15 protein-coding genes are annotated in these 14,833 nt (G+C 71.6%); 9 read left to right on the forward strand and 6 right to left on the reverse strand.

The genetic code is table 11. The annotated features are described in order from the left end of the window. Positions 1-75: 75 nt before the first annotated feature. Genes ABZ848_RS01630 through ABZ848_RS01640 form a run of 3 tightly spaced genes read left to right on the forward strand, consistent with a single transcriptional unit; the run spans position 76 to position 2,951 of the window. The gene (locus ABZ848_RS01630) at positions 76-1,530 is read left to right on the forward strand and encodes an MFS transporter (RefSeq protein WP_360823485.1); all 1,455 of its coding nucleotides are present in this window, start codon (positions 76-78) and stop codon (positions 1,528-1,530) included. A 51-nt stretch (positions 1,531-1,581) separates the two neighbouring features. Further along, positions 1,582-2,121 carry a SigE family RNA polymerase sigma factor gene (locus ABZ848_RS01635; RefSeq protein WP_360823488.1) on the forward strand — a complete coding sequence of 180 codons (540 nt, stop codon included), beginning with the start codon at positions 1,582-1,584 and terminating at the stop codon, positions 2,119-2,121. Positions 2,122-2,150: 29 nt separating this feature from the next. Then, a complete protein-coding gene (locus ABZ848_RS01640) occupies positions 2,151-2,951 on the forward strand; it encodes a hypothetical protein (RefSeq protein ID WP_360823491.1) in 801 nt (266 codons plus the stop codon). Between the two features lie 4 nt (positions 2,952-2,955). Here ABZ848_RS01640 and ABZ848_RS01645 read toward each other — a convergent pair whose 3' ends face one another. After that, entirely contained in the window at positions 2,956-3,588 is a 633-nt protein-coding gene (locus ABZ848_RS01645; RefSeq protein WP_360824316.1) for a response regulator transcription factor, read from the reverse strand. A gap of 270 nt (positions 3,589-3,858) precedes the next feature. Between ABZ848_RS01645 and ABZ848_RS01650 the strand changes: the two genes are divergently transcribed. After that, positions 3,859-5,379: an alpha-L-arabinofuranosidase B gene (locus ABZ848_RS01650; protein ID WP_360824318.1), complete on the forward strand. Its 1,521-nt coding sequence runs from the start codon at positions 3,859-3,861 to the stop codon at positions 5,377-5,379. Here ABZ848_RS01650 and ABZ848_RS01655 read toward each other — a convergent pair. From ABZ848_RS01655 to ABZ848_RS01665, 3 genes are read right to left on the reverse strand one after another with little or no spacing between them, the layout of a single operon-like run. Continuing rightward, positions 5,357-6,625: a sensor histidine kinase gene (locus tag ABZ848_RS01655; protein ID WP_360823494.1), complete on the reverse strand. Its 1,269-nt coding sequence runs from the start codon at positions 6,623-6,625 to the stop codon at positions 5,357-5,359. The two genes, ABZ848_RS01650 and ABZ848_RS01655, sit on opposite strands and share 23 nt — an antisense overlap. Positions 6,626-6,652: 27 nt before the next feature. Beyond that, positions 6,653-7,369, reverse strand: coding sequence for an ABC transporter permease (locus ABZ848_RS01660; protein WP_360823497.1), 717 nt, complete (start codon positions 7,367-7,369; stop codon positions 6,653-6,655). Continuing rightward, positions 7,369-8,280 carry an ABC transporter ATP-binding protein gene (locus ABZ848_RS01665; protein WP_360823500.1) on the reverse strand — a complete coding sequence of 304 codons (912 nt, stop codon included), beginning with the start codon at positions 8,278-8,280 and terminating at the stop codon, positions 7,369-7,371. Before ABZ848_RS01665 ends, ABZ848_RS01660 begins: the two co-directional genes overlap by 1 nt. A 248-nt stretch (positions 8,281-8,528) precedes the next feature. Here ABZ848_RS01665 and ABZ848_RS01670 point away from each other — a divergent pair, with 248 nt between their 5' ends. The 3 genes from ABZ848_RS01670 to ABZ848_RS01680 are packed head-to-tail and all read left to right on the forward strand — an operon-like array spanning position 8,529 to position 11,451. Continuing rightward, positions 8,529-9,386, forward strand: a complete 858-nt coding sequence (locus ABZ848_RS01670) for a MaoC/PaaZ C-terminal domain-containing protein (protein ID WP_360823503.1) — start codon at positions 8,529-8,531, stop codon at positions 9,384-9,386. A gap of 38 nt (positions 9,387-9,424) precedes the next feature. Continuing rightward, the gene (locus ABZ848_RS01675; protein WP_360823506.1) at positions 9,425-10,501 is read left to right on the forward strand and encodes a Zn-dependent alcohol dehydrogenase; all 1,077 of its coding nucleotides are present in this window, start codon (positions 9,425-9,427) and stop codon (positions 10,499-10,501) included. Between the two features lie 11 nt (positions 10,502-10,512). Then, positions 10,513-11,451, forward strand: coding sequence for a 3-oxoacyl-ACP reductase (locus ABZ848_RS01680; protein ID WP_360823509.1), 939 nt, complete (start codon positions 10,513-10,515; stop codon positions 11,449-11,451). 65 nt (positions 11,452-11,516) lie between these two features. Here the strand turns inward: ABZ848_RS01680 and ABZ848_RS01685 are convergent, their stop codons facing one another. Together ABZ848_RS01685 and ABZ848_RS01690 are read right to left on the reverse strand one after the other, a co-directional pair. Beyond that, complete coding sequence (locus tag ABZ848_RS01685; protein WP_360823517.1) at positions 11,517-11,672, reverse strand: hypothetical protein; 156 nt, start codon at positions 11,670-11,672, stop codon at positions 11,517-11,519. Between the two features lie 96 nt (positions 11,673-11,768). Then, positions 11,769-12,977: a hypothetical protein gene (locus ABZ848_RS01690; protein ID WP_360823520.1), complete on the reverse strand. Its 1,209-nt coding sequence runs from the start codon at positions 12,975-12,977 to the stop codon at positions 11,769-11,771. A 255-nt stretch (positions 12,978-13,232) separates the two neighbouring features. Between ABZ848_RS01690 and ABZ848_RS01695 the strand changes: the two genes are divergently transcribed. Both ABZ848_RS01695 and ABZ848_RS01700 read left to right on the forward strand, forming a co-directional pair. Then, positions 13,233-14,087: a Nif3-like dinuclear metal center hexameric protein gene (locus ABZ848_RS01695; protein ID WP_360823522.1), complete on the forward strand. Its 855-nt coding sequence runs from the start codon at positions 13,233-13,235 to the stop codon at positions 14,085-14,087. Next, the gene (locus ABZ848_RS01700) at positions 14,084-14,827 is read left to right on the forward strand and encodes a C4-type zinc ribbon domain-containing protein (RefSeq protein WP_360824321.1); all 744 of its coding nucleotides are present in this window, start codon (positions 14,084-14,086) and stop codon (positions 14,825-14,827) included. The genes ABZ848_RS01695 and ABZ848_RS01700 overlap by 4 nt, the downstream gene beginning before the upstream one ends. The last annotated feature ends 6 nt before the right edge of the window (positions 14,828-14,833 follow it).

A 14,833-nucleotide genomic window follows, 5' to 3' on the forward strand; every position in this document is an offset into this window, starting at 1 on the left:
AGGTCCTGCGCTGTAGGTCCGGGTCCGGCGAAATCCCGATGCAAGGACCGTAAGCGGGTTGAGAGCATGACACCCATGCTGGAAGCCGCTGACGTCACCCGGACCTCCCGTACCACCGCGCCCCCCACCTGGCTGGTGGTCGCGCTCGCCTGCGCCGGGCAGTTCCTGGTCGTGCTGGACGTGTCGGTCGTCAACGTCGCGTTGCCGTCGATGCGGACCGACCTGGGGCTGAGCGCGCAGGGCCTGCAATGGGTGGTGAACGGGTACGCGATCGCCTTCGCCGGGTTCATGCTGCTCGGCGGCCGGGCCGGGGACCTGTACGGGCGCAAGCGGATGTTCCTGGTCGGGCTCGCCCTGTTCACGCTGGCCTCGCTGGGCGGCGGGCTCGCGCAGGAGGGCGGTCAGCTGCTGGTCGCGCGGGCCGTGCAGGGGCTTGGGGCGGCGGTGCTGGCCCCGTCGACGCTGACGATTCTCACCTCGGCCGTCCCGGAGGGTGCCGCGCGGGCGCGGGCGATAGCGACCTGGACCGCGGTGGGCGCGGGGGGCGGCGCGGCCGGCGGGCTGGTCGGCGGGGCGCTGGTGGACGGGCTGTCCTGGCGGTGGGTGCTGCTGATCAACGTGCCCGTGGGGGCGGTCGTGCTGGCCGGCTCGATGCGGTGGCTGGGGGAGAGCCGGAACGGCGACGGGCGGCGGCTGGACCTGCCGGGTGCGGTGCTGGTGACGGCCGGGCTCGCGACCCTCGCGTACGGCATCTCGCAGACCGAGGCGGAGGGGTGGACGGCGGCCGCGACGCTGCTGCCGCTGCTCGCCGGGCTCGCGTTGATCGGGGTGTTCCTGCTGGTCGAGGCGCGTACGGCGGCCCCGCTGATGCCGCTCGGGCTGTTCCGGTCGCGGGCGGTGTCCTCGGCGAACGTGGCGATGTTCCTGTGCGGCTCCGCGATGTTCTGCATGTGGTACTTCATGACGCTGTACGCCCAGAACGTGCTCGGCTACACCCCGCTGGAGGCCGGTCTCGCGCTGGTCCCCAGCTCGCTCGCGGTGCTGCTCGGGTCCAAGTCGGCCCCGCGCTTCATGCCGCTGCTCGGCGCGCGCAGGCTGGCCGCGCTCGGCACGGTCGTCGCGGCGGCGGGCTTCGGCTGGCAGTCGCTGATGACGCCGGCCGGGAACTACCTCACCGAGATCATGTTCCCCGGGATCCTGATGATGCTGGGCGCCGGTCTCACCGCGACGCCGCTCGCCGCGCTCGCCACGTCGGGGGCGGCGCCGGGGGAGGCGGGGCTGGTGTCGGGGCTGGTCAACACCTCGCGCACGATGGGCGGTTCGCTGGGGCTCGCGGTGATGTCGACGATCGCGGCGGCGCGCACCGGGGACAGCCCGACGCTGGGGGCGCTGACCGAGGGCTACGCGCTGGTGTTCCGGACGGGGACGGGCGTGCTGCTCGCGGGGGCGGTGCTGATGCTGGTGTGGCTGCCGGGGCGGAAGCCGGCGGACCTGGGGGAACGCGCCGTGGGGAGAATTTCCGCGAAGTGAGGCAACGGTCCGGGCGGTCCATGGACTCCTTCTTGTATCTAGGAGGTGCCCATGGGGGATCGCAGGGAGGCTCGGGACGCGGAGTTCCAGAGCTTTTTCATCGGCCGCTGGCCGCGGCTGGTGCGGACGGCATTTCTCCTCACGGGGGAGCAGCACGCCGCGGAGGACCTGGTCCAGTCGACGTTCGAGCAGGTGTACGTGGCCTGGCGCAAGGTCGCCGCCGCGGACGACCCGGAGGCGTATGTACGGCGCGTGATGATCAACGCGCATGCGCGCAGGCACCGCAGAAGGCTGCGGGAGTTCCTGGCGCCGAAGGACGACTCCGGCCTGGTCCGCGAGATCGCCGACACCGGTGACCGCATCGCCCAGGCCGACGACCGGGGCGTCCTGCTGAAGGCACTGTCCGCACTGCCGCCCCGGCAGCGGGAGGCGGTGGTGCTGCGCTACTGGGAGGACCTGACGGAGACCCAGGCGGCCGAGGCGATGGGCTGCTCGGTCGGCGCGGTGAAGAGCAACGCGGCGAAGGGCATCGCGAAACTCCGCGCCATACCGGGACTGGCGGAGACGGTGACGCAGGGCGGGCGGAAGTGATGAGCGCGGACCGGGAGAGGAACCACGACATGACACAGACGGACATCACCCTCCTCCTCGCGGACGCCGCGGACGAGGTCGAGATCGGCATAGCCCCCGTGGAGGCGGTGCTGCGCGGCGGCCGGCGACGCAGGGCGCGGCGCTGGGCGGTGGCCGCGGTGACGGCCGCGGTGATCGCCGGGTCGACGGGGACGCTGGCGGCTGCGGGCTTGCTGCACGGGGGCGGGGACGGCGGCGGGCGGGGCGCGGTGGTGGCGACGCACGGGAAGACACCGGAGCAGAGGCATGTGTACGAGCCTCAGGTCACGTCCCTGGCCAAGGGGATGTACAAGGGCAAGACGTGGTCCCTCGTCGTGCAGTTCTGGGGAGCGCCGAAGGACAAGGCCGAGGCGACACGGCAACTCGACGCCATGACAAGGTCCGGAGTGGAGCCCGCGGAGGTCCACAAGGCGGCGGATCTGATCGGCAAGACCTCGTTCTTCGTGCTCCGGTCGTACGACGGGGAGCGCGGGACCCAGATCATGTTCAACACGGCCAAGGAGCTGGAGCCGTTCGCGGGCACGGACATGGAGTCGATGGCGACCCGCTACGCACCCGAGTCCGAGTCCGGGCAGCTGGTGGTCGGCATGGTCGCCAAGACGGCCCGAGAGGTCACCTGCACCTGGAAGAACGGCACGTCGACGGTGACCCACTGGATCCCGGCGGGCTACGACGTCTCCCCCCAGCTCGCGGCGATGCTCCGCCCGGCGGCGGGCTCGACGACGGCGAACTGGTTCGTGTGCCGGGCCCCGGAGGGCACGTCCTACGCGAGCGCGGAGGTGACGAAATAGGGGGTCACAGCCAGCCCTGTCGGCGGGCCTCGCGTACCGCCTCCATCCGGTTGCGGGTGGCCGTCTTGCCGATGGCCGACGAGAGGTAGTTGCGGACCGTGGACTCGGACAGGTGCAGCTTCCCGGCGATGTCCGCGACCGTCGCACCGTCCACGGACGCCTTGAGCACGTCGCACTCGCGCGCGGTGAGCGGGTTCGGCCCGGCGCTGAGCGCGGCCGCGGCCAGCGCGGGGTCGATCACGGTCTCGCCGGTGAGCACCCGGCGGATCGAGGCGGCCAGTTCCTCCACGGGCCCGTCCTTGACGAGGAAGCCGGCGGCCCCCGCCTCCATGGCCCGGCGCAGATAGCCGGGCCGGCCGAACGTGGTCAGGATCAGCACCCGGCAGTCCGGGACCTGGTCGCGCAGCTCGGCCGCCGCCTCCAGGCCGCTCATGCCCGGCAGTTCGATGTCCAGCAGGGCGACGTCGGGCCGGTGGGTCAGCGCCGCGTCCACGATCCTGTCGCCGGCCGCGACCTGCGCGACCACCTCCAGATCCGCCTCCATGCCGAGCAGCAGGGCGAGCGCGCCCCGCATCATTCCCTGGTCCTCGGCGAGCAGGACCCTCACGCACTTCGCCGGGCGGTGGTCCCGCGGCATCTCGTCCACGGGCCAAGGGTAGAGGGCGCGCCGGGAGGCGGCGCAATTCAAAGACTCGACATATTTCCGTTCCGCGAGTCTTGACGGCCTTCGACGACGGCCCAACAATCGCCTCTGCATTGGGAGTTCACCTTTGCAATTACTGTCCGCTGCCCTTCTCCAATTGTTCGGTATTTCGATCCGCGAAATGAGTTCGGTATTTCGGTCGAATAATGTCCGGGATATCGGACAGAGAAGAGGTCCACCGTGTTCCGAAGGCTCAGAACCGCGATGCTGGCGGCGCTCTCCGCGCTCGTCACGCTCCTCGCGCTCGCCGCCGCGGTCCCGCAGGCCCAGGCCGCGAGCTCGCTGCCCTGCGACGTCTACGCCGCCGCGGGCACCCCCTGCGTCGCCGCGCACAGCCTCGTCAGGGCGCTCTACTCCTCGTACAACGGCTCGCTCTACCAGGTGCAGCGCGCCTCCGACAGCGCCACCGCGAACATCGGGCTGCTGGCCGCCGGCGGCTATGCCAACGCGGCTGCCCAGGACTCCTTCTGTGCGGGCACGACCTGCATCATCACCAAGATCTACGACCAGTCCGCCCGCCACAACGACCTCACCGTCGAGGGCGCGGGCGGGGCCGGTGCGGCCGATGTCGGGGCGCCCGCGGACGCGCTGCCGGTGACCGTCGGCGGGCACCAGGTCTACGGCCTGGAGATCTCGGCCGGCATGGGCTACCGCGACAACTCGACGTCCGGGGTGGCCACCAACGGCGGGGCCGAGGGGATGTACATGGTCACCTCCGGGACCCATGTCAACGGCCGCTGCTGCTTCGACTACGGCAACGCCGAGACCAACAACACGGACACCGGCAACGGCCACATGGACGCCATCAACTTCGGCACCGAGTGCTGGTTCTCGCCCTGCTACGGCGGCGGCCCCTGGGTGCAGGCCGACCTGGAGAACGGCCTGTTCCAGTCGAATCTCGGCTACAGCACGAACTCGTCCAACACCGGCACCGGAGCACTGCCCTTCGTGACCGCGCTGCTCAAGAACAACGGCCAGGACCATTTCGCTCTGAAATACGGCAACGCGCAATCCGGGAGCCTCACCACGACGTATTCCGGCGGTGAACCGACCGTCAACGGTGGCGGATACTCGCCCATGCACCAGGAGGGCTCGATCGTCCTCGGCACCGGCGGCGACAACAGCAACGGCTCCATCGGCTCCTTCTTCGAGGGCGTCATGACCTCCGGCATCCCGACCGACGCCGCCGACGACGCCGTACAGGCCAACATCGTCTCCGTCGGCTACGGCGGCGCGACCGGCACCACCGGTTCACTGACGCCCGGTTCGGAGATCTCGCTGCGCGCCACCACCGCGTGCTGCACCAGCGACTACATACGCCACCAGAACAACGCGGCGGTCATCTCCCCGGTCACATCGAGCAGTTCGACGCTCGACAAGAGCGACGCCACCTGGATCGTCCGCCGCGGCCTGGCGAGCAGCTCCTGTGTCTCCTTCGAGTCCCGCAACTACCCCGGGGACTTCCTGCGCCACTCCAACTACAAGCTCTACCGCCAACCCATGGACGGAACCGCCCTGTTCAGGTCCGACGCGACGTTCTGCCCGACGACCGGCAAGAGCGGCACGGGCACCTCGTTCGCCTCGTACAACTACCCGACCAGATTCCTGCGCCACTACAACCTCAACGTCTACATAGCCAGCGACGGCGGCTCGAACGACTTCGACAGCGCCACCTCCTGGACGGACGACGTGAGCTGGGTGGTCAGCTCGCCCTGGGCGCCGTAAGCGCCACGGGGTCCAGCACTCCGCCGGGCTCCACCGGGAGTTCGGCGGTGACCGTGAAGCCGCCCCGCGGTGACCGGCCGGCCCGCAAGGAGCCGCCGGCCGCCGCGAGGCGCTCGGTCAGCCCCTTCAGACCGGTGCCGCCCACGTCCGACGGGAGCTGTGCGGAGGGCTCGGCGGTGCCGTTGTCGGCGACCGTGAGCCGGACCTGCTCGTCGGTGCCGTGCACGGTGATCTCGCAGCGCGTCGCGCCCGCGTGCCGTACGACATTGGTGACCGCCTCGCGCACCACCCAGCCGAGCAGTACCTCGGTCTGCGGGGCCAGCGGCACGCCCGAGCGCTTCAGCACCGGCTCGACGCCGGCCGCGTCCAGCACCGAGCGGGCCCGGTCCAGTTCGGTGCCGAGGCTGCCCTCGCGGTAGCCCGTCACCGCCTCGCGGATCTCGGTGAGGGCCTGCCGGCCGACGGACTCGATGTCGGTGATCTGGGCGAGCGCCGCGTCCAGGTCGCGCGGGGCGAGGCGCCGGGCGGCCTCCGACTTCACCACGATCACCGACATGGTGTGGCCGAGCAGGTCGTGCAGGTCGCGGGAGAAGCGGAGCCGCTCCTGCTCGACCGCGCGGCGGGCCAACTCCTCGCGGGCGGCGCGCAGTTCCCGTACCGCCTCGGACAGGGACAGGATCGCGGCGGTCACCATCGTGGACAGGAAGGTGCCGTAGGCGATGGTCGTGGCGTTCGACGCGTCGTGGAAGGCGGAGACGACGCCCGCGAAGGCGGCCAGCCCCAGGCCCACCCGGCCCAGCCACGGCCCGCGCAGGGTCGCGCCCGTGGCGAGGCCGAGCAGCGGGAAGAACAGCAGCCAGTTGTGCCCGTACCCGGCGGCCAGTCCCGTGGTCAGCAGGAACATCACCAGCAGGGCGACCCGGGTGGAGGTCTCGTGCCGCTTCTGCTTGTCGAAGGAGCGGAACGACACATAGATGTAGAGGGAGTTGAAGGCGAGCAGGCCCAGGCCGCCGATCCACGGGTTGGGGGTCTCGCCCTGGAAGAGGTTCGAGAGGGCGCCCAGGCCCATCAGCAGCCAGGGCATGAGCGAGAAGCCGCTGGCCGGCGGGCCGGGGTGCTCGGGTTCCCGGCCGCCCTTCCGGGCCGACTTCCGGGCCTCCTTGTACTCCTCCATCTCCTCCTTCCACAGCGCCCGCGACGACTGCCAGACCTCCAGCTGGACCAGCAGCCGCTGTCGCCATGTCATGTCACAGTCCATGTCCCGTTCCCCCGGTCAGTTGTCGCCCGCGCCGCGGCGGTACGACAGCACAGCGTACGAACCGAAAGCGAGCAGCCAGATGCTCAGTACCGCGATCGCGCCGAGCGCCGGGGCGTGGCCCTCCGCGACCGACGTGCCCAGCTGGGCGAAGCGGTAGGTGGGGGTGTACGCCGACAGGGCGCGCAGCCAGCCCGGGAACAGGGCGACGGGGAACCACAGGCCGCCGAGCACCGCGAGGCCCAGGTTGCAGGCCATGTTCGTCACGCCGGTGGTCTGGCCGGTGAGCCGGTAGCCGTTGCCGAGGCCCAGCAGGGTGAACGGCACCGAGCCGAGCCACAGCAGCAGCGCGATCGCCGCCCACTGCCAGGCGGCCAGCCGCACGCCGCCCAGCAGCCCACCCGCGGCGAGCACCGCGACGATCGCCGGCAGGACGGTCACCGACCCGGTCAGCGCCCGCCCGACCACCACCTGCCGCGGAGTCATCGGCGTCACCCGCAACTGCCGCAGCCACCCGATCGCCCGGTCCTCGGCGACCCCGCCCCCGGTGTTCAACGCGGACCCGACGGCCCCGTACCCGGCCATCCCGACCATCGCCCCGGTCTTCCAAGTACCGTCGTCCGCACCGAGGTTGGTGAACAGCAGATACATCAGCACGGGCATGGCGATCCCACCGATGACGAAACCGACGTCACGGAGGGTGCGGCGTACTTCGAGCCGTAGGTAGTCGAACATCAGGCCGCCTCCTCCGCCGTCGGTGCCGTGAGTGCAAGGAACGCGTCGTCGAGCGATGCCGGGGCCACCTCCAGGGCTCGTATCGCACCCAGCCCCGCCAGGGCGATCACCGTCGCGTCCGGGTCGTCCGTGCGCAGGCGGGCCCGGCCGCCGCGCACCTCCAGCGAACGGACGCCGGGCAGCAGCTCCAGGCCCGCCGTGCCGCGGCCCGCGAGGTCGAAGGCGACCAGGCCGCCGCCGACCGACCGCTTGAGCTGCTCACCGGTGCCGTCCGCGACGATCCGGCCGCGGTCGACCACGAGGATGCGGTCGGCGTACGCGTCCGCATCCTCCAGGTGGTGCGTGGAGAACAGGACCGTGTGCCCGAGGCGTGCGTACGACCGCATCGACGCCCAGAACGCGTGCCGCGCCTCCACGTCCAGCGCGGCCGTCGGCTCGTCCAGCACGATCAGCGAGGGGTTACCGGCGAGCGCGACCGCGAACCGCACGCGCTGTGCCTGCCCGCCGGACAGCCGGTCCACCCGCCGCCCCGCGAGCTCCGCGATCCCGGCCAGCCGCAGGGCTTCCCCGACCGGCATCGGCGCCGGATACCGCCCGGCCACGAAGGCCACCAGCTCCCGCACGGTGACCCGCGGCACCGCCCGCCCCTCCTGGAGCATCGCGCCGACCCGCCCCGCACGCACCGCCCGCTCCGGCGGCCCGCCGAACAGCCGCACGCTGCCCTCGTCGGGTTCGTACAGGCCGAGCAGCAGCGAGATCGTCGTCGACTTGCCCGCGCCGTTGCGGCCGAGCAGGGCCACCGTCTCGCCGGGCGCGACGGCCAGGTCCACGCCGTCGACGGCCCGTACGGCGCCGAAGTTCTTGACCGCCCCCGTGAAGGACACGGCGGCGGCGCATTCCGTCTGTGTCATGGGTACGACGGTATGGATCGCGGCGCCCGTCCGGCAGATGCGCATGTACGGACTCGCCCAGTACAAATGTCACCGCCCCGCCGACCTGACACAGCGTCAGGAGCCTTCACAAGTGCGGTGCCCTGGGCTATACAAGGGGCGCCGGACTGGAACGCGTTCTAGATCGGCCCCGTGACGACCTCGGTCGCGGCCGACGGTGCGGACGGCCGCGCCGAGGTCTTGAGCCAACGTGAGCCACCAGGAGCCGTATGCCCATCGACGCAGCGAAGGCCCTCGCCGCCGAACCCCGGTCCGGCGAGATCACCTGGGACCGCAAGGACGTCCAGCTCTATCACCTCGGCATCGGCGCCGGAATCCCGGCCACCGATCCCGACGAGCTGCGCTACACCCTGGAGTCCCGGCTGCACGTCCTGCCCAGTTTCGCCACCGTCGCGGGCAACGGCTCGCCCGGCGTGATCAGCGGCCTGTCCATGCCCGGCGTCGACGTCGACCTCGCCAAGGTCCTGCACGGCGGCCAGACCATCGAGCTGCACCGCCCCATCCCGGTCGCGGGCACCGCCACGGCCACCGGCCGCATCGCCGCCGTGTACGACAAGGGCAAGGCGGCCGTCCTGGTCATGCGCACCGAAGTCGCCGACGCCGACGGCCCGTTGTGGACCAACGACGCGCAGATCTTCGTACGAGGGGAAGGCGGATGGGGCGGCGACCGCGGCCCCTCCACGCGCCTCGAACCGCCCGCCGGCGAGCCCGACCGGACCGTCGAGCGGCCGATCCGTGAGGACCAGGCCCTCCTCTACCGCCTCTCCGGCGACTGGAACCCGCTGCACGCCGACCCGGAGTTCGCGAAGCTCGCCGGCTTCGAACGGCCCATCCTGCACGGGCTGTGCACGTACGGCATGACGCTCAAGGCGGTCGTCGACACGCTGCTCGGCGGGGACGTGAGCCGGGTGCGGTCGTACGTCACCCGGTTCGCGGGAGTGGTGTTCCCGGGCGAGACGCTGCGGATCCGCATGTGGCGCACGCCCGGGTCCATCAGGGTCGCCGTCAGTGCCGTCGAGCGGGACGACGCGCCGGTGCTCGCCGACACGATCGTCGAACACTCCTGATCCAGTAGGCAGTTGAGCATGTGAGGGGAGCCGCACCAATGCGAGCAGCCGTACTGCACGAGATCGGCCAGGACAAGCTGGAGGTCCTCGACGACGTCGAGGCGACGGGCTTCGGGCCCGGCAGGGTGCGGATCCGGGTGCGGGCGACCGGGCTGTGCCACTCGGACCTGTCCGCGATGAGCGGCGTGCTGCCGCAGCCGGGGCCGTTCGTGCCGGGGCACGAGGGTGCGGGCGAGGTCCTGGAGGTGGGCGAGGGCGTCACACGGGTGAAGCCGGGCGACCGGGTGGTCGTGTGCTGGCTGCCCGCCTGCGGCGAGTGTCCCGCCTGCAAGCGCGGCCAGACCGAGCTGTGCCTGGCCGGGTTCATGAACGCCGGCACCCCCAACTTCCGCCGCCCCGCCGGTGACGTCTTCGGCTTCGCGGGCACCGGCACCTTCGCCGAGGAGGTCGTCGTCGACGCGGGCTGCGCGGTGCCGATACCCGACGACGTGCCCTTCGACATCGCCGCGCTGATCGGCTGCGGGGTGACCACCGGGCTGGGCGCCGCCCTCAACACCGCGGACGTGGAGGCCGGTTCGTCGGTCGCCGTCATCGGCTGCGGGGGCGTCGGCATCTCCGCGATCCAGGGCGCGCGGCTCAAGGGCGCGGCGGAGATCGTCGCCGTCGACCCGGTCGCCTCGCGCCGCGAGTCCGCGCTCAAGTTCGGTGCGACCAGGGCCGTTTCGCCGGACGAGCTGGCCGCCGCCAAGCAGGAGGTCACCGGCGGCGAGGGCTTCGACTACGTCTTCGAGGTCGTCGGCAAGTCCGTCACCGCCCGCACGGCGTACGAGAACACCCGGCGCGGCGGCACGCTCGTGGTCGTCGGCGCGGGCGCCATGGACGACTTCCTCCAGCTCAACATGTTCGAGCTGTTCTTCGACGAGAAGCGGATCCTCCCGTCCATGTACGGCGGCGGCGACGTCCTGCGCTCCTACGAGCGGACCATCGCCCTGTGGCGGGCCGGCCGCATCGACCTGGAGGGCCTGATCACGCACCGGGTGGCGCTGGCCGACATCAACGAGGCGCTGGACCAGATGCGGACGGGCACGGCGCTCCGTACGTGCATCGAGATCTGACGGGAGTGTCCGTGTCGCTGCCACTTGAAGGACTGTCGGCCGTCGTCACCGGCGCCGGTCGTGGCCTGGGCCGGGCCGAGGCGCTCGAACTCGCCCGGCTCGGTGCGGCCGTCGTCGTCAACGACTTCGGGCAACCAGGGCGGGACGGCTCGGGGGAGGCCTCGACCGGCCCCGCCGAGGAGGTCGCCGCCGAGATCCGCGCGGCCGGCGGAAAGGCCCTCGCCCACACCGGGGACGTCGCCGACTTCCAACAGGCGTGCACACTGGTCGAGTTGGCGATCACCGAATTCGGCAAGCTGGACATCCTGGTCAACAACGCGGGCATCCTGCGCGACCGGATGGTCTTCTCCATGAGCGAGGGGGAGTGGGACTCGGTGATTCGGGTCCACCTCAAGGGCCACTTCAACACGACCCACTTCGCGGCGGCGCACTGGCGTGAGCGGGCGAAGGCGACGGGCGGGCAGGTGTACGGCCGGATCGTGAACACCTCCTCGGAGGCGTTCCTGGCGGGCTCGGCAGGGCAGCCCAACTACGCGGCGGCGAAGGGCGGAATCGTCGGCCTCACCACCTCGACCGCCCTCGCCCTCGCCAAGTATGGCGTCACGGCGAACGCCATCTGCCCGCGCGCCCGCACCCGGATGACGGAGGACGTCTTCGCGGGCTTCGACCAGCCGACGGACGGCCTCGACCCGCTCTCGCCCGAGCATGTCGCCCCGCTGGTCGGCTACTTGGCCTCACCCGCCGCGAGCCGCGTCAACGGCCAGCTGCTCGTGGTGCACGGCGGCATGGTCGCGGTGGTCGACCGGCCCCGGGTCCGCGCGAAGTTCGACAGCAAGCAGGACGCCTTCACCTACGACGAGCTGGACGCCGTACTCACTCCGCACTATGCGGAACGGCCGGACGGGGAGACGTTCGGGGCGGCGGAGGTGCTGGGGCTCAAGAGGACCTAGAGGCGCGAAGAGGCACGTAGGGCCCGCACGCCGATCAGCGTGCGGGCCCTACGTGGTGCGTGCCGTCAGGCGGCCGCCTCCGTGTCCTCGGACTGCTTGCGGTGCCGGCCGCGAGGGGCCGTGTCACCGTCCTGGGCCGAGAGCTGCCCCCGGTGACGGCCGTGCCCGGCGTCGTCCTGGGACTCGGTGGACAGCGGCTGCATGGTGCTTGCGTCGCTCATCGGAAGGATTCACCCCGTCAACATGATCTTTCTAACAGCCGGGCGAGTTTAACCGGCACACCTCACCCCGAATCCAGACGGCACAGCCAACCGGCACTAGTTCGTTACAAGACGCCCCAGAGGAGCCTCCCGCAGGGGCACGGGACGCGGCGCGACCGGCTCCGGAGGCTCCGCTTGCGACGGCTCCTCCGGTTCCTCTGCTCGCCCTGCTTCCCCCGGATCCGCTGTCTCTCCCTGTTCCTGCGGCTCCTTCTGTTCCTCCTTCTGCTCCTCCGCCTGTTCGTCCGAAGGCACCCGCACCCGCGCCACCCCGCACGTCACCTCCGCATCGGCGTACGGCAGTTGGAGCTCCCCGTCCCTGGTCCACAGCCCCGTGCCGGTCAACCACCCCTCCGGCGCCGGGAGATGGTGCACCTGCCGCAGATCCGGCCGCCACAGCCCGACCCAGCTGCCCATCGGCCCGTCGACCCGCAGCGCCACCCCGCAGCTCTCCGGCATCAGCACCTGCCCCGGCTGGATCGCGAACGGCGTCACCGTGCAGTCCGGCACCCGCAGGCACTCCGGGAAGCGGACCGGCAGGGTGGAGCCGAGGACACCCCAGCCGAGCCGTTCCGCGCCGGGCGAGGGCGCGTCCGAGGCGATCAGGAGCAGGCCGCTGTCGGGGTCGGCGAGCAGCAGCCGGTCGTTGCTGCCGGACGCGATCTGCAGCAGCGGCGAGACCTCCCCGGCCCGCTCCAGATCAACCGTGATCGCCTTCGTACACCCGCCGACCTCCCGGTCCAGGGCAAGCATCCGCCCCGCCCGGTCCAGCCACACCCCGCCCGAGCAGCGCCCCGGGATCTCCGCGACGTGCTCGGGCCCGAAGGCCCCGCCCGCCACCAGCCACACCGTGCTGGAGCGCCGGCCCACGGAGAGCGCGTACGCCTTCTCGCCGCCCGGCGCCGGTGGCAGCAGCCGCAGCCGGGTCCCCTCGTCCGGGCACTCGACCGCGCCGATCAGCACCTCGCCGGTGCCGGGCCCGGTCGGATACAGCAGCGAGAAGACGTGCCGCCCCTCCGACACACGCCGGATCAGCACCCGCCCGTCCCCCATCGGCTGCACCTCGGTGCCGGGCTCCTCGGGCTGGTTGCCGGGCAGCGGCACCACGTACGGCTCCGGGCCGTCCAGCGTCCAGCGCTCCGGGAACCACGAGTCGCCGTCCAGCGCGAGGCGGGCGGCATAGGCGCCGTCCGCGGTGATGGTGCAGCCCGCCCGCGGAAACTCGTCCTCGGGAGCAGCCTCGGGCTCGATCGCACAGGCCGTCATCGTCTGGTCACCTCCGGCCACGAAGCTAGTTTTCGCACGCACAGGCGTGGGACCACGAGGCTCACCCTTCACACAAAGGGGTGGCACAGGAACGATTCGCCTGAGGAAACGGGGACCGGTGTGCTGAGCGGGGTCACGGGTTTTCCAACCCAAGATCACCGCAACCATCAATTGAGGAACCACGACGGCGGGCAGCCACCTCCGCGAGAGCGGCGCCGGTTTAGGCGCAGGGATGGGGCAGGTAGCCTTTTGTCCGTGCCCCGTCTGTCTGAAGTCATCGCCGCGCTGGAGAACCTGTGGCCCGCCGAGCGGGCCGAGTCCTGGGACGCGGTCGGCACGGTCGTGGGCGACCCCGACCAGGAGGTCACCCGGGTCCTGTTCGCCGTCGACCCCGTGCGGGAGATCGTCGACGAGGCGGTGAAGCTCGGCGCCGACCTGCTGGTCACCCACCACCCGCTCTACCTCCGCGGTACGACGACGGTCGCGGCCTCCACCTTCAAGGGCCGGGTCGTGCACACCCTCATCAAGAACGACATCGCGCTGCACGTCGCCCACACCAACGCCGACACCGCCGACCCGGGCGTCTCCGACGCGCTCGCCGGCGCCCTCGACCTTCGAGTCGTACGACCCCTCGTGCCGGACCCGACCGACCTGGAGGGCCGCCGCGGGCTGGGCCGTGTCTGCGAGCTCGACCGCCCGGTGACCGTCCGCGAGCTCGCCGCGCGGGCCGCCGAGCGGCTGCCCGGCACCGCGCAGGGCATCCGGGTCGCCGGCGACCCCGAGGCGCTGGTCCGCACGGTCGCCGTCAGCGGCGGCTCCGGCGACAGCCTCTTCGACCAGGTCCGCGCGGCCGGCGTGGACGCCTTCCTCACCGCGGACCTGCGTCACCACCCGGCCTCCGAGGCCGTACTGCGAAGCCCCCTCGCGCTGCTCGACGCGGCGCACTGGGCCACCGAGTGGCCCTGGTGCGAGCTGGCCGCCACCCAGCTCGACGAGATCTCCGACCGCCACGGCTGGGACCTGCGCGTGCATGTCTCCAAGACGGTCACCGACCCCTGGACCGCCCACGCGGCGTCCGCCACCTCCAACTCATCGGGAGCCCCCAACTGAACGCCGCGCCCGCCGACCAGATCCGACTCCTCGACGTCCAGGGACTCGACGTACGCCTCCAGCAGCTCGCCCACAAGCGGCGGTCGCTGCCCGAGCACGCCGAGATCGATTCGCTGACCAAGGACGCCACCCAGCTGCGCGACCTCCTCGTCGCCGCGCAGACCGAGGAGAGCGACACCGCCCGCGAGCAGACCAAGGCAGAGCAGGACGTGGACCAGGTGCGCCAGCGCGCGGCCCGCGACCAGCAGCGCCTGGACTCCGGTGCGGTGACCTCCCCGAAGGACCTGGAGAACCTCCAGCGCGAGATCGCCTCCCTCGCCAAGCGGCAGGGCGACCTGGAGGACGTCGTCCTGGAGGTCATGGAGCGCATCGAGTCCGTGCAGGAGCGGGTGCGCGAGCTGACCGAGCGGGTCTCCTCGGTCCAGTCGAAGATCGACGACGCGACCGCGCGCCGGGACGCGGCGTTCGAGGAGATCGACGGGGAGGTGGCGACGGTGACGAAGGAGCGCGAGGTCATCGCCGGCACGATCCCCGCGGACCTGCTCAAGCTGTACGACAAGCTGCGCGAGCAGCAGGGCGGGATCGGCGCGGCCAAGCTCTACCAGCGGACCTGCCAGGGCTGCCGGCAGGAGCTCGCCATCACCGACATCAACGAGATCCGCGCGGCCGCGCCCGACACGGTGGTGCGCTGCGAGAACTGCCGCCGCATCCTCGTGCGCACGGCCGAGTCCGGTCTGTAGGGCGTC

It is taken from the genome of Streptomyces sp. NPDC047081, assembly GCF_040643775.1.
In the GTDB taxonomy this organism is placed as follows: Bacteria; Actinomycetota; Actinomycetes; order Streptomycetales; family Streptomycetaceae; genus Streptomyces.

Excerpts from the sequence above, each read along its gene's own strand:
- ABZ848_RS01640 (WP_360823491.1), top strand. The coding sequence starts at position 2,151 with ATGACACAGACGGACATCACCCTCCTCCTCGCGGACGCCGCGGACGAG.
- ABZ848_RS01685 (WP_360823517.1), bottom strand. The coding sequence starts at position 11,672 with ATGAGCGACGCAAGCACCATGCAGCCGCTGTCCACCGAGTCCCAGGAC.
- ABZ848_RS01670 (WP_360823503.1), top strand. The coding sequence starts at position 8,529 with ATGCCCATCGACGCAGCGAAGGCCCTCGCCGCCGAACCCCGGTCCGGC.
- ABZ848_RS01675 (WP_360823506.1), top strand. The coding sequence starts at position 9,425 with ATGCGAGCAGCCGTACTGCACGAGATCGGCCAGGACAAGCTGGAGGTC.
- ABZ848_RS01650 (WP_360824318.1), top strand. The coding sequence starts at position 3,859 with ATGCTGGCGGCGCTCTCCGCGCTCGTCACGCTCCTCGCGCTCGCCGCC.
- ABZ848_RS01655 (WP_360823494.1), bottom strand. The coding sequence starts at position 6,625 with ATGACATGGCGACAGCGGCTGCTGGTCCAGCTGGAGGTCTGGCAGTCG.
- ABZ848_RS01635 (WP_360823488.1), top strand. The coding sequence starts at position 1,582 with ATGGGGGATCGCAGGGAGGCTCGGGACGCGGAGTTCCAGAGCTTTTTC.
- ABZ848_RS01660 (WP_360823497.1), bottom strand. The coding sequence starts at position 7,369 with ATGTTCGACTACCTACGGCTCGAAGTACGCCGCACCCTCCGTGACGTC.
- ABZ848_RS01690 (WP_360823520.1), bottom strand. The coding sequence starts at position 12,977 with ATGACGGCCTGTGCGATCGAGCCCGAGGCTGCTCCCGAGGACGAGTTT.
- ABZ848_RS01665 (WP_360823500.1), bottom strand. The coding sequence starts at position 8,280 with ATGACACAGACGGAATGCGCCGCCGCCGTGTCCTTCACGGGGGCGGTC.
- ABZ848_RS01645 (WP_360824316.1), bottom strand. The coding sequence starts at position 3,588 with ATGCCGCGGGACCACCGCCCGGCGAAGTGCGTGAGGGTCCTGCTCGCC.
- ABZ848_RS01630 (WP_360823485.1), top strand. The coding sequence starts at position 76 with ATGCTGGAAGCCGCTGACGTCACCCGGACCTCCCGTACCACCGCGCCC.